Here is a 23,694-nt window from a genome sequence, read left to right on the forward strand (position 1 = left end):
TGAGGCCGGGCTTTTGGCTGGCGTATCGGCAATGGCATTGCTGAGCCCAACACACCAGCGCCTTAAGCGCTGGTTCCCGGCAACCGCCTGTCATCGACGGGCCTCATCCTGGAGAGATCGCCATTGCTGCCAGGCCTGGGGCACCTGTCGTTCACATCTTGTGGTCGGCCATGTTCAATGCCCGCACCTGGGCCTGGACCTCGATCGACTCTTTTTCGCCTTTGGCATTTTCTACCGTGAGCGTCAGCGGCACTGTGGTGCCTTCTTTGACCTGCGCGCTCAGGTCGATCAGCATCACATGATAGCCGTGAGGATCGAGGGTGACGGCCTTGCCGGCAGGCAGGGCAACGGAGTCGACCGGCTGCATGCTCATCACGTCGTTTTTCATGGACGATTGGTGAATCTGCACGGTTTTAGCCACCGGTGACTGAACACTGAGCAGCTTGCTGTCGCTGCTGGCGGTGAGGGTCATGAACGCCCCGGTCGCTTGTTGACCGGCGACGGTGGCGCGTACCCAGGCGTCGTCCACCTGCGTCTGGGCCGACACCTGGTACGCCAGGCCCAGCAGCGAGAGCCCGAGAAAGGCTTGTTTGATGCGTCGGGCGACGCCGGTTTGATTGAGTGTTGAGTTCATTAGCAGACCTCCATGACAGTGAGCAGATCTTCCGTACACTCTTGTGCCGAAAGCGATTGAGACAATCCAAGACGCAGCGTTCCCCTGGAATCAAACACATAGCTGGTCGCCGTGTGGGACAGGGTGTAGGTCGAGCCGCTGGGTATTTTTTCGTAGAACACATCGAACTCTTTAGCCGTGGCGGCTGTTTGTTCCAGTGTTCCGTACAGGGCGACAAAAGACGGGTCGAAGGTTTTGACGTAGGCGTCCAGCACCTGCGGCGTATCGCGCTCGGGGTCCAGGGTGATGAAAATGACCTGGAGACGGTCGCCGTCGCGCCCCATCAGCTTCTTGATTTTTACGGCGCGGGCCAGCGTCGTGGGGCAGATCGCCGGGCACTGGGTGAAACCGAAGAACACCATCGGCATCAACCCGCGATAGCTCGACAGCATTCTGACCTCGCCATCCGTGTCCATGAGCTTGAACGTGCGGCCCATGATCTTGTCGCTCAGATCCTTGCCGTATTTGTAAGACAGTTCGCCTCGGCTATCGCAACCGCTCAGGATGCCCAGACCGAACAGTCCCATACCTGCAATCACCTGGCGGCGGTTCAACAAAACGCTCATTCATTACTGCCCTTTGGGGAGCCTGCCAGTCGCAGGAAACGAAAGGCAGATCAGTCGTAAAGCGGCGCATGGTATCAAAATGCTGCCGATCGTTTGCGGCCAATGAGTGAACGGGCAGGGAGAGGGGACGCAACGCGCTCGGAATTTTCGCTGTTTTCGGCCCGATAGCCCCGATTGAGATAGCGCTTTCGGCGATGACACTCGTTACACTTTGAAACATGTTCACTCCCTGAAGATTGAAATCCATGTCTGAAGAGTTCGAAGTTCCCAGCCCCCACGAACAACATGTCGAACACGCCACGCACCACGCCCATGGCCAAGGCGATCGCTTCGCCAGCAAAATCGCCGTCATGACGGCGATCATGGCGACCCTCGGCGCGTTGCTCAGCTATCAGGCGGGCTCCACCGAGAGCGAGGCGGCGATGGACAAGAACAACGCCGCCATCCAGAAAACCGAAGCCTCGAACCAGTGGAATTATTACCAGGCCAAATCCAGCCGGCAGAACCTGTCGGAACTGGCCGCGCACATTCCCGGCCTTGATGCGGGGCATTACCTTGCAGAAGCCGAGCGCTACAAAAATCAGAAGGAAGTGGTGCGCGTGAAGGCCGAAGAGTTGGAAGCCAAGGCGCGGGAATGGGACGAGCAGTCGGAGCGGGTGTTGCATCAGCATCATCGCTGGGCGCAGGCAATGACGGCGATTCAGATTGCGATTTCACTGGCGGCGATCACCTTGTTGACGCGCCGGGAGTGGCTGAAGAAGCTGGCTTATACGGCAGCGGGGGGCAGCGTGGTATTGGGGACGTTGGCGTGGTTGCACATCTGACAACACTGCTCTAGTGGCGAGCGCACTCCTGTGGCGAGCGAGCTTGCTCGCGCTGGGTGGCGAAGCCGCCCCAAACCAGTGATTGCGGTTTATCAGATAAATTGCATTGGTCCTTTTTGGGAGTGCTTCGCCCTCCAGCGCGAGCAAGCTCGCTCGCCACAAAAGCGGTGCAGTTGCAGAGATACCCAATCCCCGTCCCCAGATGCCGGGGTTGGGACGGAGTGGCTGAAGAAGCTGGCTTATACGGCAGCGGGGGGCAGCGTGGTATTGGGGACGTTGGCGTGGTTGCACATCTGACAACACTGCTCTAGAGGCGAGCGCACTCCCGTGGCGAGCGAGCTACCGTCGAGAGTGCACTCCCGTGGCGAGCGAGCTTGCTCGCGCTGGGTGGCGAAGCCGCCCCAAATCGGTGATTGCGGTTTATCAGATAAATTGCATTAATCCTTTTTGGGAGTGCTTCGCCCTCCAGCGCGAGCAAGCTCGCTCGCCACACAAGCGGTGCAGTTGCAGAGATACCCAATCCCCGTCTCCGTCACCAGATGCCGGGGTTGGGGCGGAGTGGCTGAAGAAGCTGGCTTATACGGCAGCGGGGGGCAGCGTGGTATTAGGGACGTTGGCGTGGTTGCACATCTGACCACACTGCTCTAGGGGCGAGCGGACTCCCGTGGCGAGCAAGCTACAGTCGAGAGTGCACTCCCGTGGCGAGCAAGCTACAGTCGAGAGCGGACTCCTGTGGCGAGCGAGCTTGCTCGCGCTGGGTGGCGAAGCCGCCCCAAACCGGTGATTGCGGTTTATCAGATAAATTGCATTGGTCCTTTTTGGGAGTGCTTCGCCCTCCAGCGCGAGCAAGCTCGCTCGCCACACAAGCGGCGCAGCTGCAGAGATACCCAATCCCCGTCCCCGTCCCCAGATGCCGGGGGTTGGGACGGAGTGGCTGAAGAAGCTGGCTTATACGGCAGCGGGGGGGCAGCGTGGTATTGGGGACGTTGGCGTGGTTGCACATCTGACAACACTGCTCTAGTGGCGAGCGGACTCCCGTGGCGAGCAAGCTACCGTCGAGAGCGCACTCCCGTGGCGAGCGAGCTTGCTCGCGCTGGGTGGCGAAGCCGCCCCAAACCGGTGATTGCGGTTTATCAGATAAATTGCATTGGTCCTTTTTGGGAGTGCTTCGCCCTCCAGCGCGAGCAAGCTCGCTCGCCACAAAAGCGGTGCAGTTGCAGAGATACCCAATCCCCGTCCCCAGATGCCGGGGTTGGGGCGGAGTGGCTGAAGAAGCTGGCTTATACGGCAGCGGGGGGCAGCGTGGTATTGGGGACGTTGGCGTGGTTGCACATCTGACCACACTGCTCTAGGGGCGAGCGGACTCCCGTGGCGAGCGAGCTACAGTCGAGAGTGCACTCCTGTGGCGAGCGAGCTTGCTCGCGCTGGGTGGCGAAGCCGCCCCAAACCGGTGATTGCGGTTTATCAGATAAATTGCATTGGTCCTATTTGGGAGTGCTTCGCCCTCCAGCGCGAGCAAGCTCGCTCGCCACAAAAGCGGCGCAGTTGCAGAGATACCCAATCCCCGTCCCCAGATGCCGGGGTTGGGGCGGAGTGGCTGAAGAAGCTGGCTTATACGGCAGCGGGGGGCAGCGTGGTATTGGGGACGTTGGTGTGGTTGCACATCTGACCACACTGCTCTAGTGGCGAGCGGACTCCCGTGGCGAGCAAGCTACAGTCGAGAGCGGACTCCCGTGGCGAGCGAGCTTGCTCGCGCTGGGTGGCGAAGCCGCCCCAAACCGGTGATTGCGGTTTATCAGATAAATTGCATTGGTCCTTTTTGGGAGTGCTTCGCCCTCCAGCGCGAGCAAGCTCGCTCGCCACAAAAGCGGCGCAGTTGCAGAGACTCATGGAATAAACCGATACCCAATCCCCGTCTCCGTCACCAGATGCCGGGGTTGGGACGGGTCGGCCTCGACTTTTTTACGCAGCCCCCCCATGAACACGCGCAAGTAAGGCGTGTCGGTGGTGTGCGACGGTCCCCAGACCGCTTTGAGCAATTGCAGGTGCGTCAGCACCCGGTTCGGGTGCGAGCACAAGTGCACCAGCAAGCGGTATTCCAGTGGCGTCAGGTGCAAGGGCGCACCCGCGCGCTCCGCTACTCGTCGTTCGATATCGATGCGTACGTCACCAAAGCTCAACACCGCATTGTTGTCGGCGTCTTTGGTTTGCCGGCGTAGCAGGGCGCGGACCCGTGCCAGCAGTTCTCCAGTGCCGAACGGTTTCACCAGATAGTCATCGGCGCCGGTGTCCAGCGCCAGGATCTTGTCCGATTCCGCACCCCGGGCCGACAGCACGATAATCGGCACAGACGACCAGCTGCGCACATCGCGGATCAGGTCGATGCCGTCACCGTCGGGTAGTCCCAGATCCAGCACGATCAGGTCCGGACGGCGCGTGCCGGAGTCGATCAGGCCACGGTTGAACGTCTCGGCCTCGTGCACCTCGAGGCCTTCGGCTTGCAGGGCCATGCGCACGAAACGACGGATTTCTTTTTCATCTTCAATGATCAGCACGCGGGCCGCAGATTCGCTCATGGCGCGTCCTCCTCAGGCTGTTGCGTAAAGGGTTCCAGCGGCGGTTCTTCGCGGGGCAGACGCAAGGTGAAGCAGGCGCCGCCGTTCGGGTCGGTGCTGCCGACGATGGTGCCGCCGTGGGCCAGGGCAATTGCCCGACAGATCGCCAGACCCAGGCCGACGCCGGGAATCGCACTTTCTTTCTTGCCGCGCATGAATTTGCTGAAGATCGCTTCTTCCTGACCGGGCGGCAAGCCGGGGCCGTTATCGGCGACCCACAGTTCCAGGGTCTCTGGCGTGACCCTGGCGCCCAGGCGAATCGCCGTGTCTGGCGGGGTGTACTTGATCGCGTTTTCCAGCAGGTTGATCAGGATGCGTTCGATCAGCACCGCATCGATGCGCACCGGCGGCACATCGTTATCCAGTACGACGTCGACATGCCGTGCCCCAAGAATTGGCTGCACGGCGCGCAAGGCGCTGCCCACCACGTCTTCTACCGGTTGCCACTGGCAGTTCAGCACCACTTTGCCGGACTCCAGGCGCGCCATGTCCAGCAGGTTGTTGACCAGCGTGTTCATGCGCATCGCCGATTCACCCACCGCCGTGGCGATCTCGGCGGCGTCGCCGGTCAGCGGCGGCTGGGTCAGTTGCAGCGCTTCAGCAAGCCCGACCATCACCGACAGCGGCGTGCGCAGGTCATGAGAAATCGCCGACAGCAACGAGTTGCGCAGGCGTTCGGACTCCATTTGCAAGGTGGTGTCCTGCGCGACGTTGATGTAGTGGATCCGCTCCAGCGAAATGGCCAGCAGGGACGCGCAAGTGTCGAGCAGGCGCCGCTGCTCCGGCACCACTAGCCGGGTGGTATCGCGAGGCTGCACCGCCAGCACCCCGCGTACCCGCATCGGCGCCGACAGGGGCAGGTACAGCGTGGAACTGGAGGGCAGCGTATCGGTGCCGTATCCGGCCGGTTCGGTCTTGTCGTAGGACCACTGGGCAATGGCCGTATCGACGTGCGGGGCGTCGCCGGTGACCATCGGTGCCAGCAGTTTGTTGTGATCATCGGCCACCAGCAGCGCCGAGCGCGCACCAAATTCGGCGGACAGAAAGCGCGAGGCAATCTCGGCGATCTGTTCGGTCAGCAAGGCAGCGGACAACAGCCGCGACATCTCGTACAACGCGCGCATGCGGTCTTCACGCCGCTGCGCCACGCGGGCCTGATACGTCAGGCCGGCGGTCATCTGCCCGATCACCAGTGCGACCACCAGCATCACAATGAACGTCACCAGGTACTGGGCATCGGCGAAGGCGAAGGAAAAGCGCGGCGAGACGAAAAAGAAGTCGAACGCCGCCACCGACACAAATGCAGCCAGCACGGCCGGACCGCGCCCGAAACGCACGGCCACGGCCACCACCGCCAGCAGGAACAGCATGACGATGTTGGCTTGTTCAAGCAGGCCGGCCAGGGGCAGGGCGATCAGCGTGGTGGCGGCACACAGCGCGACGCTCCACAGATAGGCTGACCACGGGATCGGGCTTTCGTCGTGGCTGGACGCGGGCTCGGTGGCAGGACGGCCGGCCGGCAGCGACACCTGAATCACATCCAGATCGGCGCCCAGCACGCCGATGCGGTCGGCCAGGCGCTGGCGCCAGAACCGCCGCCGCGGTTGTTCGTCACGGCCCAGCACCACCTTGGATAAATTGTGCTGGCGGGCGTATTTGACCAGCGCATCGGCAACGTTCTGACCGGACAGGGTCGAGATCTGCGCGCCCATGTCCTGCGCCAGTTTCAGCGTTGCCAGCACCCGACGGCGCTTGGCCTCGGGCAAACGCTGCAACGCCGGGGTTTCGACAAATACCGCGTGCCACGGCACGTTGAGCTGAGCCGCCAGGCGGGCAGTGGAGCGCACGGTTTTTTGTGCCTGCTCATCGGGACCGATGCAGGCCAGCAGCGAATCGCGGGTACTCCATACCGGTTTTACCGCGCTGCTTTGACGGTACTGCAACATGTCGCTGTCGACCCGGTCGGCGGTGCGTCGCAGGGCCAGTTCGCGCAGGGCGATCAGGTTGCCCTTGCGAAAGAAATTCTGCACCGCCCGTTCGGCCTGTTGCGCCAGATAGACCTTGCCCTCCTTGAGCCGCTGCAACAGATCATCGGGGGGCAAGTCGACGATGACCACCTCGTCGGCGGTGTCGAACACATGGTCGGGTACGGTTTCCCAGACGCGGATGCCGGTGATGCCGCCGACAATGTCGTTGAGGCTTTCCAGGTGCTGTACGTTCATCGTTGACCAGACGTCGATGCCGGCGCTGAGCAATTCCTCCACGTCCTGCCAGCGTTTGGGGTGACGGCAGCCCACGGCGTTGGAGTGCGCCAGTTCGTCGATCAGGATCAGCCCCGGATGACGGGCGAGGGCGGCATCGAGGTCGAACTCGGTGAAGGTGCGCTGCTTGTCGACAACCTGTTTGAGGGGCAGAGATTCAAGGCCGGCAATCAGCGCCTGGGTTTCGGCACGGCCATGGGTTTCGATCACGCCGGTCAGCACGTCGATGTTTTGCAGTTTCGCGGCATGGGCGGCGGCCAGCATCGCGTACGTCTTGCCGACACCGGCGCTGGCGCCGAAGAAAATCTTCAGCCGACCGCGTTTGGCTTGCGCTTCCTGTTCTTGAATCCGGGCCAGTAGCTGGTCCGGGTCAGGACGTTGTTCGGCCATCGGGTCCACCTTGTTTCAGTACTGTCCACCCCTGGACAAAAAACTGTGGCGAGGGCGCTTGCTCCCTCGCCACAGATCAATCGCTCACCACAGTTTCAGTGTGGCCCATCCCCTCAATGTGCAGCATCAAGTGCCAGGTTCAGCGCCAGCACATTCACCCTCGGTTCACCGACAAACCCCAGCAGTGTGCCTTGCGACTGTGCATCTATCAGTTGCCGAACCTGCTCCACCGGCAAACCCCGTACTCGCGCCACGCGCCCGGCCTGGTACAACGCCGCCGCGATGCTGATGTGCGGATCAAGGCCACTGGCGGAACTGTAGACCAGGTCGGCGGGCACCGTGGCGCTGTTGCCGGGATCGGCGGCGTGCAGGGCCTCGACCCGGTCCTTGATGGCCTGCGCCAGCGCCGGGTTCATCGGGCCCAGGTTCGAGCCGCCCGACGCCAGCGGGTTGTAAGGCATGGGGCTGGTGGCGGAAGGGCGACTCCAGAAATACTTCGGTTCGCTGAAGCCCTGGCCGATCAACAACGAGCCGACCGCTTTGCCGTCGCGCTCGATCAGGCTGCCCGCCGCCTGCGACGGGAACACCAGCCGGGCGATGCCGGTGGTGATCAGCGGATAGGCCAGCCCGGTGATCAGTGAAAGGGCAATCAACAGGGTCAACGCCGGACGCAATAAAGAGATCATGACAGTGCTCCCTTAAACCAGACCGACGACGGTCAATGCCATGTCGATCAACTTGATGCCAATGAATGGAACGATCACCCCGCCCAACCCGTAGATCAGCAGGTTGCGCCGCAACAGCAGTGCCGCGCCGACCGGGCGATATTTCACGCCCCTGAGGGCCAGTGGAATCAGGAAAATGATAATCAGCGCATTGAAAATCACCGCCGACAGCACCGCCGAATTCGGGCTGGTCAGGCCCATGATGTTCAGCGCCGCAAGCGACGGATACGTGGTGACAAACGCCGCCGGCACGATGGCGAAATACTTGGCGATGTCGTTGGCAATCGAGAACGTGGTCAGCGAACCGCGGGTCATCAGCATCTGTTTGCCGGTTTCCACCACCTCGATCAGCTTGGTCGGGTTGCTGTCCAGGTCGACCATGTTGCCGGCTTCCTTGGCCGCTTGTGTCCCGGAGTTCATGGCCACCGCGACATCCGCCTGCGCCAGTGCCGGAGCATCGTTGGTGCCGTCGCCGGTCATTGCCACCAGGCGGCCTTGTGCCTGGTAGCTGCGGATCAGTTCGAGTTTCTGCTCCGGTGTGGCTTCGGCCAGAAAGTCATCGACACCGGCCTCGGCAGCGATGGCCGCCGCCGTGACGCGGTTGTCACCGGTCACCATGACGGTCTTGATGCCCATGCGCCGCAGTTCGACAAAACGCTCCTTGATCCCGCCCTTGACGATGTCTTTGAGTTCGATCACCCCCAGTACTTTGGTGCCATCGGCCACCACCAGCGGTGTGCTGCCCCGGCGTGCGACTTCTTCGACGAGGGTTTGCACCGCCTCGGGAAAGTGTCCGCCCAGACTTTGCACATGGCGCACGATCGCCTCGCCTGCGCCTTTGCGCAGCTGGCGAGTGCCCATGTCGACGCCACTCATGCGGGTCAGTGCGGAGAAGTGCACGAAGTGTGCATCGAGCGCGGCGATGTCGCGTTCGCGCAGGTTGAAGCGTTGTTTGGCCAGCACCACGATGCTGCGGCCTTCCGGCGTTTCGTCGGCCAGGGAGGCGAGTTGTGCCACGTCCACCAGCTCCGCTTCCTTGACCCCCGGCGCCGGCAGGAAAGCCGAGGCGTGGCGGTTGCCGAGGGTGATGGTGCCGGTCTTGTCCAGCAGCAACACATCGACATCGCCCGCCGCTTCCACGGCGCGGCCCGAGGTGGCGATGACATTGGCTTCCATCATGCGGCTCATGCCCGCTACACCGACGGCCGAGAGCAGGCCGGCAATGGTGGTGGGAATCAGGCACACCAGCAGTGAGATCAGCACGGTGATCGACACCGGCGTGCCGGCGCCGGCCACGGAAACGCCGAACAGCGAGAAGGGCAGCAGCGTCACGGTCACGCCGAGAAACACCACGGTCAGCGCCACCAGCAGGATCGACAGGGCGATCTCGTTCGGGGTTTTCTGCCGCTTGGCGTTCTCGACCATGGCGATCATGCGATCGACAAAGGTTTCGCCGGGGTTGGTGGTCACGCGGATGACGATCCAGTCCGACAGCACCCGAGTGCCACCGGTGACCGCCGAGAAGTCGCCGCCGGATTCGCGAATCACTGGCGCCGATTCGCCGGTAATTGCCGACTCGTCCACCGAGGCGGCGCCTTCGACGACTTCGCCGTCGGCGGGGATCACCGAGTCGGCGAGATCGCCGGCTTCAACCACCACGTAATCGCCTTTGCACAGGCCGCTCGATTGCGCCAGTTGCCACTGCGCACCGTAGTGCGGTTCGAGCAGTTTTTTCGCCCAGGTTTCTTTCTTCAGATTGCGCAGCGAGGCGGCCTGAGCCTTGCTGCGGCCTTCGGCCAGGGCCTCGGCGAAGTTGGCGAACAGCACGGTGAACCACAGCCACAAGGCAATCGCGAGGATGAAAGCCTGGCTGGCTTCGCCCTTGCCACTGAGTGCCTGGACCCAGAGGCCGGTGGTGATGATCGCGCCGATGTAGACGACGAACATCACCGGGTTGCGCCACTGGATACGTGGGTCGAGTTTGCGCACGGAGTCGGCCATGGCCGGTGTTATCAGTGCCGGGTCGAGCAAGGAGAACGCTTTACGAGTCATGTTCGTGGCCTCACTTGATCATATTGAGGTGTTCGACGACCGGCCCGAGGGCCAACGCCGGCACATAGTTGAGCAATCCCACCAGCAACACCGTGCCGATCAGCAGCACCACGAACAGCATGCCGTGGGTCGGCATGGTGCCGCCGGTGACCGCCAGGCGTTTCTTCGCCGCCAGGCTGCCGGCGATGGCCAGCACCGGGACGATGACGCCAAACCGGCCGAACCAGCAGGCAATCGCCAGCAACGTGTTGTAGAACGGCGTGTTGGCCGACAGCCCGGCGAAGGCGCTGCCGTTGTTGTTGGCCGCCGAGGTGAAGGCATAGAGAATTTCCGAGAAACCGTGAGCGCCAGGGTTGGCAATACCCAGCTTGCCGGCCTCGACCATGACCGCGATGGCGGTGCCGAACAGCACCAGCAACGGGGTCATCAGGATGGCGATAGCGACCATTTTCATCTCGAAGGCTTCGATCTTCTTGCCCAGGTATTCCGGCGTGCGGCCGATCATCAGCCCGGCGATGAACACCGCGAGCAGGGCAAAGACGAGCATGCCGTACAGCCCGGAGCCGGTGCCGCCGAACACCACTTCACCCAGCTGCATCAGGATCAGCGGCACCGCGCCACCCAGTGGGGTGAACGAGTCGTGCATCGCGTTGACCGCGCCGCAGGACGCCGCCGTGGTCACCGCTGCGAACAGGCTGGAGGCGCTGATGCCGAAGCGCAGTTCCTTGCCCTCCATGTTGCCCGCCGCCGTATCGATGCCCATGGCGGAAAACTGCGGGTTACCGAGTTGTTCGTAGTGGGTGACCGCGATCACCGCGATGACGAAGATGATCGTCATCGTTGCCAGCAGCGCCCAGCCCTGGCGGATGTCGCCGACGACGTGGCCGAAGACGAAGCACAGCGCGGTCGGGATCAGGAAAATCGCGATCAGCTGCATGAAGTTGGTGAACGCGGTCGGGTTCTCATAAGGGTGCGCCGAGTTGGCATTGAAGAAGCCGCCACCGTTGGTGCCGAGCATCTTGATCGCCTCTTGCGAGGCCACAGGGCCCATGGCGAGGGTCTGTTTGTCGGTGGTGGCGGCGACCGTGACCGGGTTGCCCTGGGCATCCAGGGTCGGCAGGCCGGCGGCATTGAGCACCGGTGCCTGGTAGTGCATGACTTCCAGGGTCGAGACGTCTTTATAGGGCTCCAGATTCTGGATCGCGCCCTGGCTGACAAAGCCCAGTGCAAAGATCAGCGACAGCGGCAGCAACACCCAGAGGGTGATGCGGGTCAGGTCGACCCAGGCGTTGCCGATGCTGTTGGCGCTGTGCCGGGCGAATCCGCGAATCAATGCCACCGCGACCACGATGCCGGTGGCAGCGGACAGGAAGTTCTGCACCGTCAGGGCGAGCATCTGCGTCAGGTAACTCATGGTCGATTCACCGCTGTAGCCTTGCCAGTCGGTGTTGGTGACGAAGCTGACGGCGGTGTTGAACGATGAGTCGGCAGTCACGGCGCCGAAGCCCTGCGGGTTGAACGGCAGTACACCCTGCAAGCGTTGCAGGGCGTAGACCGCGAGCATCCCGAGCGCGTTGAACAGGATCAGGGCCAGGGCATATTGCAGCCAGCCCATCGCCTGTTCCGGCTTGACCCCGGCCAGGCGATACAACGGCGATTCGATGCGCGCACCCAAGGCAAAACGGCCCTCCATCACGCGAGTCAGCCACCGTCCCAGCGGCCAGGCCAGCAAGCCGAGAACCAGCAGGAAAGTGCCAAGAAGCACCCAGGCTTGAGTGGTCATAGGAAGTCCTCCGGAAACAGCAGCGCGGCAACCAGATACACCAGCAAGCCGGCGGCGATAATGCCGCCGAACAGATAGAAGCCTGTCATGACCGTCTCCTGTTGAGCGCCGCGCAGCCGTGTGCCAGGCCGATCAGGCTGAGAAAGAACAGTGCACCGAGTACCAGAAATGTGATGTCCATGGCGTTTCCTCCCGTCAATGAGCAAAGCCTAGAGGGACGCCTGGTAAGTTGTTGACAGGATTGGGGGCCGGATCATAAAGATCGTATAAAGGCCCCCGGATTCAGCGGGCGGGCAGCTTCCAGCGGGTGCGCAACTGCTCGTATTGTGCGGCCGGCATTTGCACCAGCAGCGGCGACTGGCGCGGGTCCAGCCATCGCAACAGCCGGGCGATGCTGGCCGGCTCCATGGCGGTACAGCCCAATGTCGGCGAGACAGGACTGCGCCAGATGTGGAAGAAGATGCACGAGCCGGCACCGGCGGTGGCGGGGGTATTGTGGTCGATGAAAATGCCGCTTTTGTACATGTCGTCCTTGCGGCGCATCTGTTCGGAGCTGTTCCAGTCCTTGCTGATGGCCGCGCCGTCGACCAGCTGGTTGTAGTGAGCGGAGGCGCCGTCATCGACGCATTCGCTGCTGGCGGTCAGCGCCAGGTAGGGCAGGCGGGTGTCGGCGCTGGTGGCGTAACCAAAGGCCGTGCCCAGTTTGAAGATGCCGGCGGGGGCCTTGCCGTCGCCTTCGCGTTTGACCGGGCCTTCGACGGGTTCGACCGGGTCAAGGCCCTTGCCCCAGGCCAGGCCGCTTTTGCCGACCACCACGGCAAAGGGTTCGCCGAACTTTTGAAATGAATCACCGTGGCGTTCATAGCGCTGGGCGCTGCCGTGGATGTCGCTCCAGTTTTCTGTGGTGACGACGATGAGCTGGTTGCTGCTGGCGGGGATTTGCGCCAGGGCGGTCAGTGGGAAAAGCAGCGCCAGCAGGGTGAGCAGTTTTTTCATGAGTGAATCGGTCCTTGACAGGATGTTCATCCAGCCTGGGTTTTTTTGTTCAACACAGCCTCCTGCGGGAGCGAGCTTGCTCGCGATGGCGGCGTGTCAGGCAACATCAATGCTGGCTGTCATGGCCTCATCGCGAGCAAGCTCGCTCCCACAGGGGATCTTGGTCAGCCGGGCATTACGGTGCTGTGATGGGAAAATCCATCACTGCCTTCTGTGCACCATCCCCGGCATAAGTGAAATGCCACCACTCCTTTGAATACCCGACAAACCCCTCTTTCTTCAACGCCTCGGTCAACCGCTCGCGGTTCTGCTGAGCGGTGGCAGTGATCGCCTGGCTATCGGTATGCGCACGCTCATCAAAGCAATCAAACCCGGTGCCCATGTCCACCGCGCCATCGTGCCAGCGCTGCCCATACGGTGCCGCGCAATCGGCCTGGCTGGCGGCTGGGCTCCAGGTATCGGCAGGCAGGCCCTGGGGGCCGATCAGGGTCAGGTCCACGGTGTTGCCCCTTGAGTGATTCGACACTTTGGCCACATACCCCAAATGCCAGAAATCCTGTTTGTCTACCCGTGGATAGAACTCGGCCTTACGCGGGTCTCCCGGCTGCGTGGCAAAGCGCCCCATGTCGGCGACGGCGCGGGCAGGGCGGTAGCAATCGAACACCTTCAACCCATAGCCCTGCGCTTTCAACGACGCTTGCACCCGAGCCAGCGCCTGGGCGGCGTCCAGCGACAACAGGCACTGCGGCGCTTCATAGCCGTCCAGCGGGTGGCCGGTGAAGTTGTGTGCGGTGGCGTAGCGGATGTCCTGTTCGATGGTCGGGTCAACCGTGCGCAGATAAACCATGTTCGCCGGCCGTGGCTCGGCCTGGCTCAGGCTCGGTACGATGAGGCTCATGCACAGCAGGGTGGCGGTGGATAAAGGGCGCATGGGTCCTTCCAGAAAATGTGCGAATGAACCGACACAATATCAAGCCGTGCCGACAATATCTGCCGTGTCTTCTGGCAACAGCTAAGCTTGGTCGGATTGTATGGACGCTGGCTCTTGGCCGGCTGTCGGACGATGCAAGTCAACCAGCATGGAGCAGGGCGATGGTGATCAAGCATCTTGGCGCGACCAGTGGGGATGCGGCGCTCAAGCCGTTGGCGCGGGAAGACGTGGAGCAAATACTGACGCGGTTGTTGGCCAGTCCGTTGTTCGCCAAGTCCCGGCGGATGGGCAGTCTGTTGCGTTTTATGGCTGAGCACGACCTGCAATTTTCCGATATTCCCCTCACCGAGTACGCCATTGGCATTGCCGTGTTTGGCCGAGACCCGCTGATCTACAACACGGGGGACGATCCGGTGGTGCGCGTGCAGGTGGGACGTCTGAGACGCAAACTCCTCAGCCATTACGCCACGGTGGGCCAGCAGGATCCGGTGCAATTGAGTGTGCCTGCCGGCAGTTACCGGTTGGCTTATGAGCTGGACAAACCCAAGGCGCTCGCCACGCGTCATTCTGTTTTGCATATTCAGCCGTTTACCTGCATCACCCGCGACGGTGACGACTTCACACTGGGTTTGTGCGAAGAGTTGAGTTGTCGGCTGTTTGATTCGTTCGAGCGCAGCGACAGCTGTACCCGTCATGTTCAGATGAATGTGCCAGGCAAAAGCATCAATGCGCAAACACGCGGCGGCTATTCGCTGGAAGGCAGTGTGCGGGTGGAGGCAACCCGGGTGCGGGCTTCGGTGCGCCTGGTCGATGTCGCTCGTGGGCGGATTCGCTGGTCAGGGCAGTTTGATCGCCATCGACCCTACGGTATCGCCACCCAGCAGGATCTGGCCGAGTCGATCTGTCGGTCGTTGACGGGGTATTTCACGCGTGATGGCAGTGAGGAGCGGTAAACAGACGGGGCAACCGTGAGGCTGCCCCGGACGTGACAGTTAAATGGTTTTCCAGATACCACCAATGTAGAGGCGGCTTGCATCGTTACTGTTGGTCAGATCGATTTCGACGGCGTTGGAGCGCGAGGTGCTGAACATGGTGCTGGTCTGCACATTCTGCTCGAACCAGACGAGGATCTTCTCGACGGGCGTCAGCGTGGTCTGGCCGAGGACCACTTGATTGATGGCCACATAGATCGAGGTGCTGGACTGGACACCGTCGATACCGGTGGACAGCTGGTTGATGCCGGGATGGATCGGCCCGTAGTTGTTGATCAGGGTGATGGCGGTATCAGGGCCACCGGATACAGCTGGGCCCATCAGGCCAGCGTTGTTGAGGGTCGATTGTTGCCCCAGGCTGATGTCGACCGTGTTGGTGGAGGCTTTGACGGTCACGTCGGCCTTGAACGTGTTGGTACCGAATATCTGGTACTGGGGCGTCCAGCTGAAGTCGTTGAAGCTCAGATACTTGTCATAGGATTGCCAGACCACGTTATAGGCTTCGTTACCGACCTTTTTGGCAAAGCACAAGCGGTAGCCTGAGTTCTTGAGCTGGGTCAGGTCAGCGGCGTCGATCTGGATCGAGACGGTTTTCTGCGTGGCCGCCAGAGTGGCCGCCAGCACCTTGTTGTAGTCGGAAGGTTTGAGTGCCGTGGTGGCGTTCAGGATTGACTTGACCGCAGCCTGCACGTCGCTTTGCAGTTGTTGGCTGTTTTTTTTGACTACGTTTGACTGACTCATGGTATCCCTCTGTCTTGAGTTGTGTAGCAGGCAATCAATGGGCAGCGGGTATCGAATCGGACCAGCGATCGGGCGGCACCCGTAACGTTCTTCCATGCCTGCGCTTGAGCTCAAACGCAGGCGGGTGGCGCCGATGATGTGTCACAACCCTGTAAGCACATTGACGGGTCCAAGGTAGCCGTGGGGGGCCGCGCGGCGAAGTGTCTTGGCGTTACATTTGTGTGCCTTGAAGGGGCGATCAGGTAACAGCCGGGTATCAGCAGCGAAGACACGTCATTGAGGTGCGGCGCTGCACAATTCCCCGGTGGCGCGGATCAGCGCCAGGTCATGCAGACGGTCCCGGGCCAGGCCGGCGCGGGCCTGGGCCAGCCAGCTGCGGCAGTTGGGGTCATGGCGGAAGGGGGCGAAGTCAGCGTACTGCAGCAACAGCCGGTCTTGCAGTTCATCCAGGTGTGGCCGGATCTGTTTGGCGAGGTCCGGGCGTGCGGTGTCCGGCGCCTTGCCGACGGCTTGCCAGTGCGCCAGCAGGCCGTATTGCACCAGTTTGTTGGCTTCCATTTGTGCGGCGAGCAGTTGGGCGACGTCGTCTGGATTGAGCTTGCGCGCCTCGGCCAGTTTTCGGGCATTGGCGATGACTTGTGCTTCACGCGGGCTGTCCTGCACCGGTTTGCCGCTGTCCCATTTGGTCAGCGCCACCAGATCGCCGATGTTCAGGCGTTCATTCAAAGTTTCCAGCAGTGGCCGGACTGTGTCGGCACCCGAGACGGTCGTGGCGGCCTGTGCGTGACAGAGAAACAAGCCGAGGGCGATGCCGCTCAGCCGTTGAGTTAAACGTGGGGCGTTGAACATGATCAGCGTTCTTTTGTGAGGGTTGTTGCGGTCGAGTAAAGCATTGTTTATCCAGCACAGACAAAAGCTTGCGTCAGGTCATTCGACTTGAATCAACGTTTGTTCAACAATGTTGCTTCAACGCCTGACCCGGAACAGAACATGAAAAACACCGCACTGACCCTCGCGCTCCTGCTCACCACCGGCCTGTTCGGCCTCCAGGCCCAGGCAGACGGCGATGCGCAGGCCGGCGAGAAACTGTTCAAGCGTCTGTGCGGCGGCTGCCATCAGGTCGGGAGCGATGCGCGGGGCGGTTTTGGCCCGCAGCTCAACGGTGTGATCGGGCGCAAGGCCGGGACGACCACGGGTTATCAGTACTCCGATGCGATGAAGACGTCCGGCGTGGTCTGGAGTCGGGAAACGCTGGCCAAATACGTGGCTGATCCCAAGTCGGTGGTGGCGGGTACGCGGATGATTTTCTGGGGCATCAGTGATCAGGAGAAGATCGAGAATTTGCTGGCGTATCTTCAGACATTCCCCGCACAACCCTGAACAGGCCCGCTCCCACAGGGGTGTGATCATGAGAGATTCTCGTGATCATCAATATTAAAATGAGTTTGTTTCACTAATCCATGCTGCCGACAATGACTCCCATCAACCACATCGGAGTTTATTGCCATGGCTTTGGCCCATTCCCCAGGATTTCCGCGCATTGGCCGCGATCGCGAACTGAAGAAAGCTCAAGAGGCCTTCTGGAAGGGCGAACTGAACGAAGCAGGCCTGCGCGCCGTCGGCCGCGAGCTGCGCAAGACCCACTGGGACTTGCAGAAAAAGGCCGGTATCGAACTGCTGCCGGTGGGCGATTTCGCCTGGTACGACCAGGTCCTGACTCACTCGCTGATGTTCGGTGTGATCCCTGAGCGTTTCCGTCCGCAAGACGGCCAGGCGAGCCTGCAAACCCTGTTCGGCATGGCCCGCGGCGTCAGCGACAACTGTTGCGGTGGTGCCCACGCCCAGGAAATGACCAAGTGGTTCGACACCAACTATCACTACCTCGTCCCTGAATTCAGCGCCGATCAGCAATTCCAGCTCGGCTGGGATCAGTTGTTCGAAGAAGTCCAAGAGGCCCGCGAACTGGGCCACACCGTCAAGCCTGTGGTCATCGGGCCGCTGACTTATCTGTGGCTGGGCAAGGCCAAGGGCGCCGAGTTCGACAAGCTCGACCTGCTGGACCGGCTGCTGCCCTTGTACGGCCAGATCTTCCAGCGTCTGGCCGCGCAAGGCGTGGAGTGGGTGCAGATCGACGAGCCGATCCTGGTGCTCGACCTGCCACAGGACTGGAAAAACGCCTTCGAGCGTGCCTACAACCAGATTCAGCGCGAGCCACTGAAAAAGCTGGTTGCCACCTACTTTGGCGGTCTGGAAGAAAACCTCGGTCTGGCCGCCAACCTGCCAGTGGACGGGCTGCACATCGATCTGGTCCGTGCTCCCGACCAGTACCCGACCATTCTTGATCGCCTGCCGGCTTACAAAGTGCTGTCGCTGGGTGTGGTCAACGGCCGCAACGTCTGGCGCTGCGATCTGGAAAAAGCCCTGGAAACCTTGCAACACGCTCATGAGCGTCTGGGCGATCGGCTGTGGGTCGCGCCATCCTGTTCGCTGCTGCACAGCCCGGTCGACCTGAACCGTGAAGACAAGCTCGATCCCGAGCTGAAAAGCTGGCTGGCCTTTGCCGTGCAGAAGTGCGAAGAAGTGGCCGTGCTGGCTCAAGCCATCAACCAGCCTGAAGCCCCGGCGGTACTCCAGGCGCTGGCGCAAAGCCGTTCCGTTCAGGCCAGTCGTGCCGCTTCGCCACGCATCCACAAGCCCGCCGTCCAGGCTCGTGTTGCCGCCATCAGCGCCAGAGACAGCCAGCGTCAGTCGCTGTTTGCCCAGCGCATCGCCAAGCAACGGGCATGCCTGGGCTTGCCGTTGTTCCCGACCACCACCATTGGGTCGTTCCCGCAAACCTCGTCCATTCGCCTGGCGCGTCAATCGTTCAAGCAAGGCAAGCTGACCGAGGCCGACTACACCGACGCCATGCACAGCGAAATCCGCCATGCCGTGCAAGTGCAGGAGCGCCTGGGCCTGGACGTGCTGGTGCACGGTGAAGCCGAACGTAACGACATGGTCGAGTACTTCGCCGAGCAACTGGACGGCTACATGTTCACCCGTTTTGGCTGGGTCCAGAGCTACGGTTCGCGCTGCGTGAAACCGGCGGTGATTTTCGGCGACCTGAGCCGTCCGAAAGCCATGACCGTGGAATGGATCCGCTACGCCCAGGGCCTGACTGACAAGGTCATGAAAGGCATGCTGACCGGCCCGGTGACCATGTTGATGTGGTCGTTCCCGCGTGAAGACGTGTCACGCAAAGTCCAGGCCCAACAGCTGGCCCTGGCCCTGCGCGATGAAGTGGTCGACCTGGAAACTGCCGGCATCAAGATCGTACAGATTGACGAAGCGGCGTTCCGTGAAGGACTGCCTCTGCGCCGGGCACAATGGCAGGCGTACCTGGACTGGGCCGTGGAAGCGTTCCGTCTGACCGCCAGCGGTGTGCGCGACGAAACGCAGATCCATACCCATATGTGCTACAGCGAATTCAATGACGTCATCACATCCATCGCGGCCATGGACGCCGATGTCATTACCATCGAAACCTCGCGCTCGGACATGGAACTGCTCGACGCCTTTGAAGCGTTTGAATACCCGAACGACATCGGCCCGGGTGTCTATGACATCCACTCGCCACGGGTGCCGGACGCCTCGCAAATGGCCAACCTGTTGCGCAAGGCAGCCAAGCGTATTCCCGCCGAGCGCCTGTGGGTCAATCCGGACTGCGGCCTGAAAACCCGTGGCTGGCCGGAAACCGAAGCGGCGCTGGTGCACATGGTCAGCGCTGCCCGTCACCTGCGTAAAGAACTGGCCTGATTCGCGGCCTGCCGGACCGAACCGGAGCACTTCACGGTGCTCCGGTTTTTTTATGCACAGTGAGGCGCAATCCCTGTGGGAGCGAGCCTCTGCCAGCACCACAGTTTGCGTGGCAGCACCACAAATCCCACTGGCTTTGGCCGCCTGAACGCGTACACTTCGCGAAGTTGTATCATTTTGTAACTTCAAAATTCTACAACCCTTCAGAAACAGGCAGCCGGTGTAAATCCGGCGCGGTCGCGCCACTGTATTCGGTTTCTTGCCGTCAGCCAGACCCTGTTTCCCCATCCTGCAAATCCGTACCGGGACGCGTCATCCCTGGAGGTTCACATGGCCTATAACGCCGCAACGCAAACCGATGTTTCCCTGCCCACCATTCCCCTCGGTGAAATCCTGCCGTGGGCGATCTTTGTCGGCCTGTTGCTGATGCTGGCGATTTATTTCGTTGGCGCGGAGCAGGGCGCTACTGCGCTGATCAAGGGCATGTATGTCCATGAATTCGTGCACGACGGACGCCACTTGCTTGGCTTCCCTTGCCACTGACTTCAAGGAACATGACATGACAGGCCAATTACTGGTTCGCGGCATGCTGGTGGGTTTACTCGCCGGGATTCTTGCCTTCGGCTTCGCCAAGGTGTTTGGTGAACCACAAATCGACAGGGCAATCGCCTTCGAAGAACACATGGCGCAGATGCACGGTGATGCGCCGGAAGAAGAACTGGTGAGCCGAGAAGTGCAGAGCACCTTCGGGCTGTTCACTGGGGTGGTGGTGTACAGCGTGTCCCTGGGCGGCATTTTTGCCCTGGTGTTCGCCTACTCCCTGGGCCGCGTTGGCAAGGTTGGCCCACGCGGGCTGGCGGCGTTGCTGGCGTTGGCGGCGTTCGTCACGCTGATCCTGGTGCCTGGCCTGAAATACCCGGCCAATCCGCCCTCGATTGGCGACCCGCAAACCATCTCCCAGCGCACCAGACTGTTCTTCCTGATGCTGCTGGTGTCGGTGATTGCCGCGGTGCTGGCAATCAATGCCACGCGCAAGCTGATCCCGAAACTGGGCGTGTGGAGCGGTTCTCTGTTGGCGGTGGCGCTGTACGTCGTGGTCATGGCCGTGGCGGGCGCGTTGTTCCCGACCATCAATGAAGTGCCGACCGATTTCTCGGCGGTGTTGCTGTGGAAATTCCGCGTGGCCTCGCTGGGCATCCAGCTGGTGCTGTGGACCACGGTCGGCCTGACGTTCGGCTGGCTGGCCGAGCGCAAGCTGAACCTGCCCGGGTACTCCACCCACGCCTGAGTCACCTACAAAACCAAATGTGGGGGCGGGCTTGCTCGCGAAGGCGTCGTATCAGTCGATATCAATACTGACTGACACTGCGCCTTCGTGAGCAAGCCCGCTCCCACATGGGTGATACCAATCGGCCACCTCATCCGTTAGAGTGTGCGCCGCCCGAGAAACGGATCCCGGGCTTTCTCATGGAGTTTTAAATTGAAGTACCTCAGCAAAGTAGTCGCCGTCGCCACCCTCGGTCTGGTTCTGGCAGGTTGCACCGGCACCCCGATGAAGACCCAGCAGTACGACGCCAGCCAGTACACCGTTCTGGGCCACAGTGAAGCGACCGCCACCGGCCTGCTGGTGCTCGGCGTGATCCCGATCAAACAGAACAGCCGTTTCGTGCGTGCACAGGAAGCCGCGATCAAGGCCAAGGGCGGCGACGCGATGATCAACACCCAAGTGCAGGAAAACTGGTTCTGGGCCTGGGTCCTGACCGGCTACACCACCAAGGTTTCCGGTGACGTGGTCAAGCTGAAAAACGTTCAGTAAGCCCTACGCACTGTCCCGTGTGAACGGGATTTCTGTGGTGAGGGACCTTGGTCCCGCTGGGCTGCGTAGCGGCCCCAGAATGCTGGCAACGACTGCCATTTTTGTGAGTGTTGCGCACTCAAGCGCGAGCAAGCTCGCTCGCCACAGATGCCATTTTCCACCGTGGTTTTCGGGTGCAACGCCCGATTTGCTGAACGCAAGCTGTCACCCTTCGATGTTTCATTATGTTTCAGACAGCGTCCAGGCATAGGATGATGCCTTCGGTCGTGCGTCCCAAGGGAACTGAAAATAATGAAAACGAGCCTCGTTGTTAAAGTCGTGTTGATCGCCGCTACTCTGTTACTCGGCGCCTGTTCGGGCACAGGCTCAAGCCTGTCCAGCAGCAGCTGTTTCTCCGACGGTTGCCAGCAGTTCGACGGCCGTAGCGCCAACAAGGTGAATTTCGGCGGCAGTGCGATCGGTAGCAACTTCAACCAATACAGTTCGGGCTTGCTGCACGACGACTGATTCAAGTACCAGGTGTCGTTTCTGCAGTGGCCGGGATCGACCCTGCATCAGCACCCAACTCGCTATCTCTCCCTTTTTTACAAAAGGCAGGGCCTGCTGCGCGGTCCAGCGCGAGCCAGCTCCCCGCCGCAGGTCCAGTGTCGGGCTTGGCTGATGGGCATCAGGTGATTGGCGCGTTTGCGCCTCGAGCAAACTTGGATAAGCTTGGCGACATCTTTTCAGCCAAGAATCCGAGCACATGATCCAAGTCACCGAAGTGTCCATCGCCGAACTGCGTGCCGCGCTCGAATCCGGCCAGACCACGGCGGTCGAGCTGGTCCAGGCCTATCTCGCCCGGATCGCCGCCTACGACGGCGCCGACACGCCCACCGCCCTCAACGCGGTGGTGGTGCGTAACCCCGAGGCGCTCAACGAAGCGCAGGCATCCGATGAGCGTCGCGCCAAGGGTCAATTGCTGGGTCCGCTCGATGGCATTCCTTATACGGCCAAGGACAGTTATCTGGTCAAGGGGCTCACCGCTGCGTCGGGCAGCCCGGCCTTTGCCAACCTGATTGCCCATCGCGATGCGTTCACCATCGAACGGCTGCGCGCCGCCGGGGCGATCTGCCTGGGCAAGACCAACATGCCACCGATGGCCAATGGCGGCATGCAGCGCGGGGTCTATGGGCGTGCCGAGAGCCCGTACAACGCCGACTATCTCACCGCGCCTTTCGCTTCCGGCTCATCGAACGGCGCCGGCACCGCAACCGCTGCGAGCTTCGCGGCGTTCGGCCTGGCTGAAGAAACCTGGTCGAGCGGGCGCGGGCCGGCATCCAACAATGGCTTGTGTGCCTACACGCCGTCGCGTGGGGTGATTTCGGTGCGCGGCAACTGGCCGTTGACGCCGACCATGGACGTGGTGGTGCCCTATGCCAGAACCATGGCCGACCTGCTCGAAGTGCTCGATGTGGTGGTCGCCGACGACCCCGACACACGCGGCGACCTGTGGCGGATGCAGCCCTGGGTGCCGATTCCGAGCGCCGCGTCGGTGCGTCCCGACGCTTATCCGCAGCTTGCCGCGAAGGGCGATGCATTGGCGGGCAAGCGTTTCGGCGTTCCGCGCATGTTCATCAATGCCGACCCGGACGCGGGCACCAGCGAAAAACCGGGCATCGGTGGGCCGACTGGCCAGCGCATCAACACTCGCGCCTCGGTGATCGAGCTGTGGGACGCGGCGCGCAAGGCACTCGAGGCTGCGGGTGCCGACGTGATTGAAGTCGATTTCCCGCTGGTGTCCAACTGCGAAGGCGATCGCCCCGGCGCGCCGACGGTGTTCACCCGCGGCCTGGTGTCGAAAGCGTTCATGCATGACGAGTTGTGGGAGCTGTCGGCCTGGGCATTCGATGATTTCCTGCGGGCCAACGGCGATCCGGCGCTGAACCGCTTGGCGGACGTGAACGGCTCGTTGATTTTTCCTCACGACCCCGGCACGTTGCCCAATCGCGAAGACGATCTGGCAGCGGGCATGGACGAATATGTGCGGATGGCCGAGCGCGGCATCACGCCGTGGGACCAGATCGCGACCGTGCCTGATGGCTTGCGCGGTCTTGAGCAGACGCGCCGGATCGATCTTGAACTCTGGATGGACCGGTTGGGGCTGGACGCGGTGCTGTTTCCGACGGTGGCGGATGTGGGACCGGCGAATGCCGATGTTGATCTGGCGTCGGCGGACATTGCCTGGAGCAACGGCGTGTGGGTAGCCAACGGCAATCTGGCGATCCGGCATTTGGGTGTGCCGACGGTCACGGTGCCGATGGGAGTGATGTCGGACATTGGCATGCCGGTGGGGCTGACGTTCGCCGGGCGGGCCTATGATGATTCGAATCTGCTGCGATTTGCGTCGGCGTTTGAGTCGACCGGGAGCAAACGGATGATCCCGCCGCGTACGCCAGCGTTGCCAATCGGCAAAGAATAGAAGGGAAGCACAAAACCTGTGGGAGCGAGCAAGCTCGCTCCCACAATGGTTATTCGTATGAGCTGAAGCTCAA

At 61.6% G+C, this 23,694-nt stretch carries 21 protein-coding genes; 9 read left to right on the forward strand and 12 right to left on the reverse strand.

Annotated features, from left to right (window positions below; all coding sequences use genetic code 11):
* Window positions 1-151: 151 nt before the first annotated feature.
* Window positions 152-634: a copper chaperone PCu(A)C gene (locus tag POF45_RS27615; protein WP_259502135.1), complete on the reverse strand. Its 483-nt coding sequence runs from the start codon at window positions 632-634 to the stop codon at window positions 152-154.
* Complete coding sequence (locus POF45_RS27620; RefSeq protein WP_259502136.1) at window positions 634-1,239, reverse strand: SCO family protein; 606 nt, start codon at window positions 1,237-1,239, stop codon at window positions 634-636. The genes POF45_RS27615 and POF45_RS27620 overlap by 1 nt, the downstream gene beginning before the upstream one ends.
* 245 nt (window positions 1,240-1,484) lie before the next feature.
* On the opposite strand from POF45_RS27620, the gene POF45_RS27625 reads away from it, so the two are divergent.
* Window positions 1,485-2,063 (forward strand): DUF4337 domain-containing protein, encoded by a 579-nt coding sequence (locus POF45_RS27625; RefSeq protein WP_259502142.1) that lies wholly within the window; start codon window positions 1,485-1,487, stop codon window positions 2,061-2,063.
* Window positions 2,064-3,949: 1,886 nt separating this feature from the next.
* Here POF45_RS27625 and POF45_RS27630 read toward each other — a convergent pair.
* The 8 genes from POF45_RS27630 to POF45_RS27665 all read right to left on the reverse strand — a co-directional run bounded on the left by POF45_RS27630 (window position 3,950) and on the right by POF45_RS27665 (window position 13,816).
* Window positions 3,950-4,639: a response regulator gene (locus POF45_RS27630; RefSeq protein ID WP_259502143.1), complete on the reverse strand. Its 690-nt coding sequence runs from the start codon at window positions 4,637-4,639 to the stop codon at window positions 3,950-3,952.
* A complete protein-coding gene (gene kdpD / locus POF45_RS27635) occupies window positions 4,636-7,329 on the reverse strand; it encodes a two-component system sensor histidine kinase KdpD (protein WP_259502145.1) in 2,694 nt (897 codons plus the stop codon). The genes POF45_RS27630 and kdpD overlap by 4 nt, the downstream gene beginning before the upstream one ends.
* 113 nt (window positions 7,330-7,442) lie before the next feature.
* Entirely contained in the window at window positions 7,443-8,015 is a 573-nt protein-coding gene (kdpC, locus tag POF45_RS27640; RefSeq protein WP_259502151.1) for a potassium-transporting ATPase subunit KdpC, read from the reverse strand.
* Between the two features lie 12 nt (window positions 8,016-8,027).
* Window positions 8,028-10,106 carry a potassium-transporting ATPase subunit KdpB gene (kdpB, locus tag POF45_RS27645; RefSeq protein WP_259502156.1) on the reverse strand — a complete coding sequence of 693 codons (2,079 nt, stop codon included), beginning with the start codon at window positions 10,104-10,106 and terminating at the stop codon, window positions 8,028-8,030.
* Between the two features lie 10 nt (window positions 10,107-10,116).
* Window positions 10,117-11,889: a potassium-transporting ATPase subunit KdpA gene (gene kdpA, locus POF45_RS27650; protein WP_282317210.1), complete on the reverse strand. Its 1,773-nt coding sequence runs from the start codon at window positions 11,887-11,889 to the stop codon at window positions 10,117-10,119.
* Window positions 11,886-11,978: a K(+)-transporting ATPase subunit F gene (gene kdpF / locus POF45_RS27655; RefSeq protein ID WP_103316005.1), complete on the reverse strand. Its 93-nt coding sequence runs from the start codon at window positions 11,976-11,978 to the stop codon at window positions 11,886-11,888. Before kdpF ends, kdpA begins: the two co-directional genes overlap by 4 nt.
* Window positions 11,979-12,171: 193 nt before the next feature.
* Window positions 12,172-12,885: a L,D-transpeptidase family protein gene (locus tag POF45_RS27660; protein ID WP_282317211.1), complete on the reverse strand. Its 714-nt coding sequence runs from the start codon at window positions 12,883-12,885 to the stop codon at window positions 12,172-12,174.
* A 175-nt stretch (window positions 12,886-13,060) separates the two neighbouring features.
* Window positions 13,061-13,816, reverse strand: a complete 756-nt coding sequence (locus POF45_RS27665) for a M15 family metallopeptidase (RefSeq protein ID WP_259502171.1) — start codon at window positions 13,814-13,816, stop codon at window positions 13,061-13,063.
* A gap of 161 nt (window positions 13,817-13,977) precedes the next feature.
* Here POF45_RS27665 and POF45_RS27670 point away from each other — a divergent pair, with 161 nt between their 5' ends.
* Window positions 13,978-14,769, forward strand: coding sequence for a hypothetical protein (locus POF45_RS27670; RefSeq protein ID WP_282317212.1), 792 nt, complete (start codon window positions 13,978-13,980; stop codon window positions 14,767-14,769).
* A 39-nt stretch (window positions 14,770-14,808) separates the two neighbouring features.
* Here the strand turns inward: POF45_RS27670 and POF45_RS27675 are convergent, their stop codons facing one another.
* Both POF45_RS27675 and POF45_RS27680 read right to left on the reverse strand, forming a co-directional pair.
* Window positions 14,809-15,549, reverse strand: a complete 741-nt coding sequence (locus POF45_RS27675) for a hypothetical protein (protein WP_259502175.1) — start codon at window positions 15,547-15,549, stop codon at window positions 14,809-14,811.
* 273 nt (window positions 15,550-15,822) lie between these two features.
* A complete protein-coding gene (locus POF45_RS27680; protein WP_282317213.1) occupies window positions 15,823-16,398 on the reverse strand; it encodes a chorismate mutase in 576 nt (191 codons plus the stop codon).
* Window positions 16,399-16,539: 141 nt separating this feature from the next.
* On the opposite strand from POF45_RS27680, the gene POF45_RS27685 reads away from it, so the two are divergent.
* The 7 genes from POF45_RS27685 (at window position 16,540) to POF45_RS27715 (ending at window position 23,621) form a co-directional block, all read left to right on the forward strand.
* Window positions 16,540-16,929: a c-type cytochrome gene (locus tag POF45_RS27685; protein ID WP_282317214.1), complete on the forward strand. Its 390-nt coding sequence runs from the start codon at window positions 16,540-16,542 to the stop codon at window positions 16,927-16,929.
* A gap of 126 nt (window positions 16,930-17,055) precedes the next feature.
* Window positions 17,056-19,344, forward strand: a complete 2,289-nt coding sequence (metE, locus tag POF45_RS27690) for a 5-methyltetrahydropteroyltriglutamate--homocysteine S-methyltransferase (protein WP_259502189.1) — start codon at window positions 17,056-17,058, stop codon at window positions 19,342-19,344.
* Between the two features lie 330 nt (window positions 19,345-19,674).
* Window positions 19,675-19,887 carry a CbtB domain-containing protein gene (locus tag POF45_RS27695; RefSeq protein ID WP_259502190.1) on the forward strand — a complete coding sequence of 71 codons (213 nt, stop codon included), beginning with the start codon at window positions 19,675-19,677 and terminating at the stop codon, window positions 19,885-19,887.
* A gap of 16 nt (window positions 19,888-19,903) precedes the next feature.
* Complete coding sequence (locus POF45_RS27700) at window positions 19,904-20,632, forward strand: CbtA family protein (RefSeq protein WP_282317215.1); 729 nt, start codon at window positions 19,904-19,906, stop codon at window positions 20,630-20,632.
* Window positions 20,633-20,824: 192 nt separating this feature from the next.
* The gene (locus tag POF45_RS27705) at window positions 20,825-21,160 is read left to right on the forward strand and encodes a hypothetical protein (RefSeq protein WP_259502191.1); all 336 of its coding nucleotides are present in this window, start codon (window positions 20,825-20,827) and stop codon (window positions 21,158-21,160) included.
* 291 nt (window positions 21,161-21,451) lie between these two features.
* Window positions 21,452-21,667, forward strand: coding sequence for a hypothetical protein (locus POF45_RS27710; protein ID WP_259502192.1), 216 nt, complete (start codon window positions 21,452-21,454; stop codon window positions 21,665-21,667).
* Window positions 21,668-21,905: 238 nt separating this feature from the next.
* Window positions 21,906-23,621, forward strand: coding sequence for an amidase (locus POF45_RS27715; protein WP_282317217.1), 1,716 nt, complete (start codon window positions 21,906-21,908; stop codon window positions 23,619-23,621).
* Window positions 23,622-23,694: the final 73 nt, after the last annotated feature.

The organism is Pseudomonas fungipugnans (assembly GCF_029955235.1).
In the GTDB taxonomy this organism is placed as follows: Bacteria; Pseudomonadota; Gammaproteobacteria; order Pseudomonadales; family Pseudomonadaceae; genus Aquipseudomonas; species Aquipseudomonas fungipugnans.

Bases quoted from the DNA above. Each gene is read 5' to 3' on its own strand.
- POF45_RS27615 (WP_259502135.1), bottom strand. From the start codon at position 634: ATGAACTCAACACTCAATCAAACCGGCGTCGCCCGACGCATCAAACAA.
- POF45_RS27620 (WP_259502136.1), bottom strand. From the start codon at position 1,239: ATGAGCGTTTTGTTGAACCGCCGCCAGGTGATTGCAGGTATGGGACTG.
- POF45_RS27625 (WP_259502142.1), top strand. From the start codon at position 1,485: ATGTCTGAAGAGTTCGAAGTTCCCAGCCCCCACGAACAACATGTCGAA.
- POF45_RS27630 (WP_259502143.1), bottom strand. From the start codon at position 4,639: ATGAGCGAATCTGCGGCCCGCGTGCTGATCATTGAAGATGAAAAAGAA.
- kdpD (WP_259502145.1), bottom strand. From the start codon at position 7,329: ATGGCCGAACAACGTCCTGACCCGGACCAGCTACTGGCCCGGATTCAA.
- kdpC (WP_259502151.1), bottom strand. From the start codon at position 8,015: ATGATCTCTTTATTGCGTCCGGCGTTGACCCTGTTGATTGCCCTTTCA.
- kdpB (WP_259502156.1), bottom strand. From the start codon at position 10,106: ATGACTCGTAAAGCGTTCTCCTTGCTCGACCCGGCACTGATAACACCG.
- kdpA (WP_282317210.1), bottom strand. From the start codon at position 11,889: ATGACCACTCAAGCCTGGGTGCTTCTTGGCACTTTCCTGCTGGTTCTC.
- kdpF (WP_103316005.1), bottom strand. From the start codon at position 11,978: ATGACAGGCTTCTATCTGTTCGGCGGCATTATCGCCGCCGGCTTGCTG.
- POF45_RS27660 (WP_282317211.1), bottom strand. From the start codon at position 12,885: ATGAAAAAACTGCTCACCCTGCTGGCGCTGCTTTTCCCACTGACCGCC.
- POF45_RS27665 (WP_259502171.1), bottom strand. From the start codon at position 13,816: ATGCGCCCTTTATCCACCGCCACCCTGCTGTGCATGAGCCTCATCGTA.
- POF45_RS27670 (WP_282317212.1), top strand. From the start codon at position 13,978: ATGGTGATCAAGCATCTTGGCGCGACCAGTGGGGATGCGGCGCTCAAG.
- POF45_RS27675 (WP_259502175.1), bottom strand. From the start codon at position 15,549: ATGAGTCAGTCAAACGTAGTCAAAAAAAACAGCCAACAACTGCAAAGC.
- POF45_RS27680 (WP_282317213.1), bottom strand. From the start codon at position 16,398: ATGTTCAACGCCCCACGTTTAACTCAACGGCTGAGCGGCATCGCCCTC.
- POF45_RS27685 (WP_282317214.1), top strand. From the start codon at position 16,540: ATGAAAAACACCGCACTGACCCTCGCGCTCCTGCTCACCACCGGCCTG.
- metE (WP_259502189.1), top strand. From the start codon at position 17,056: ATGGCTTTGGCCCATTCCCCAGGATTTCCGCGCATTGGCCGCGATCGC.
- POF45_RS27695 (WP_259502190.1), top strand. From the start codon at position 19,675: ATGGCCTATAACGCCGCAACGCAAACCGATGTTTCCCTGCCCACCATT.
- POF45_RS27700 (WP_282317215.1), top strand. From the start codon at position 19,904: ATGACAGGCCAATTACTGGTTCGCGGCATGCTGGTGGGTTTACTCGCC.
- POF45_RS27710 (WP_259502192.1), top strand. From the start codon at position 21,452: ATGAAAACGAGCCTCGTTGTTAAAGTCGTGTTGATCGCCGCTACTCTG.
- POF45_RS27715 (WP_282317217.1), top strand. From the start codon at position 21,906: ATGATCCAAGTCACCGAAGTGTCCATCGCCGAACTGCGTGCCGCGCTC.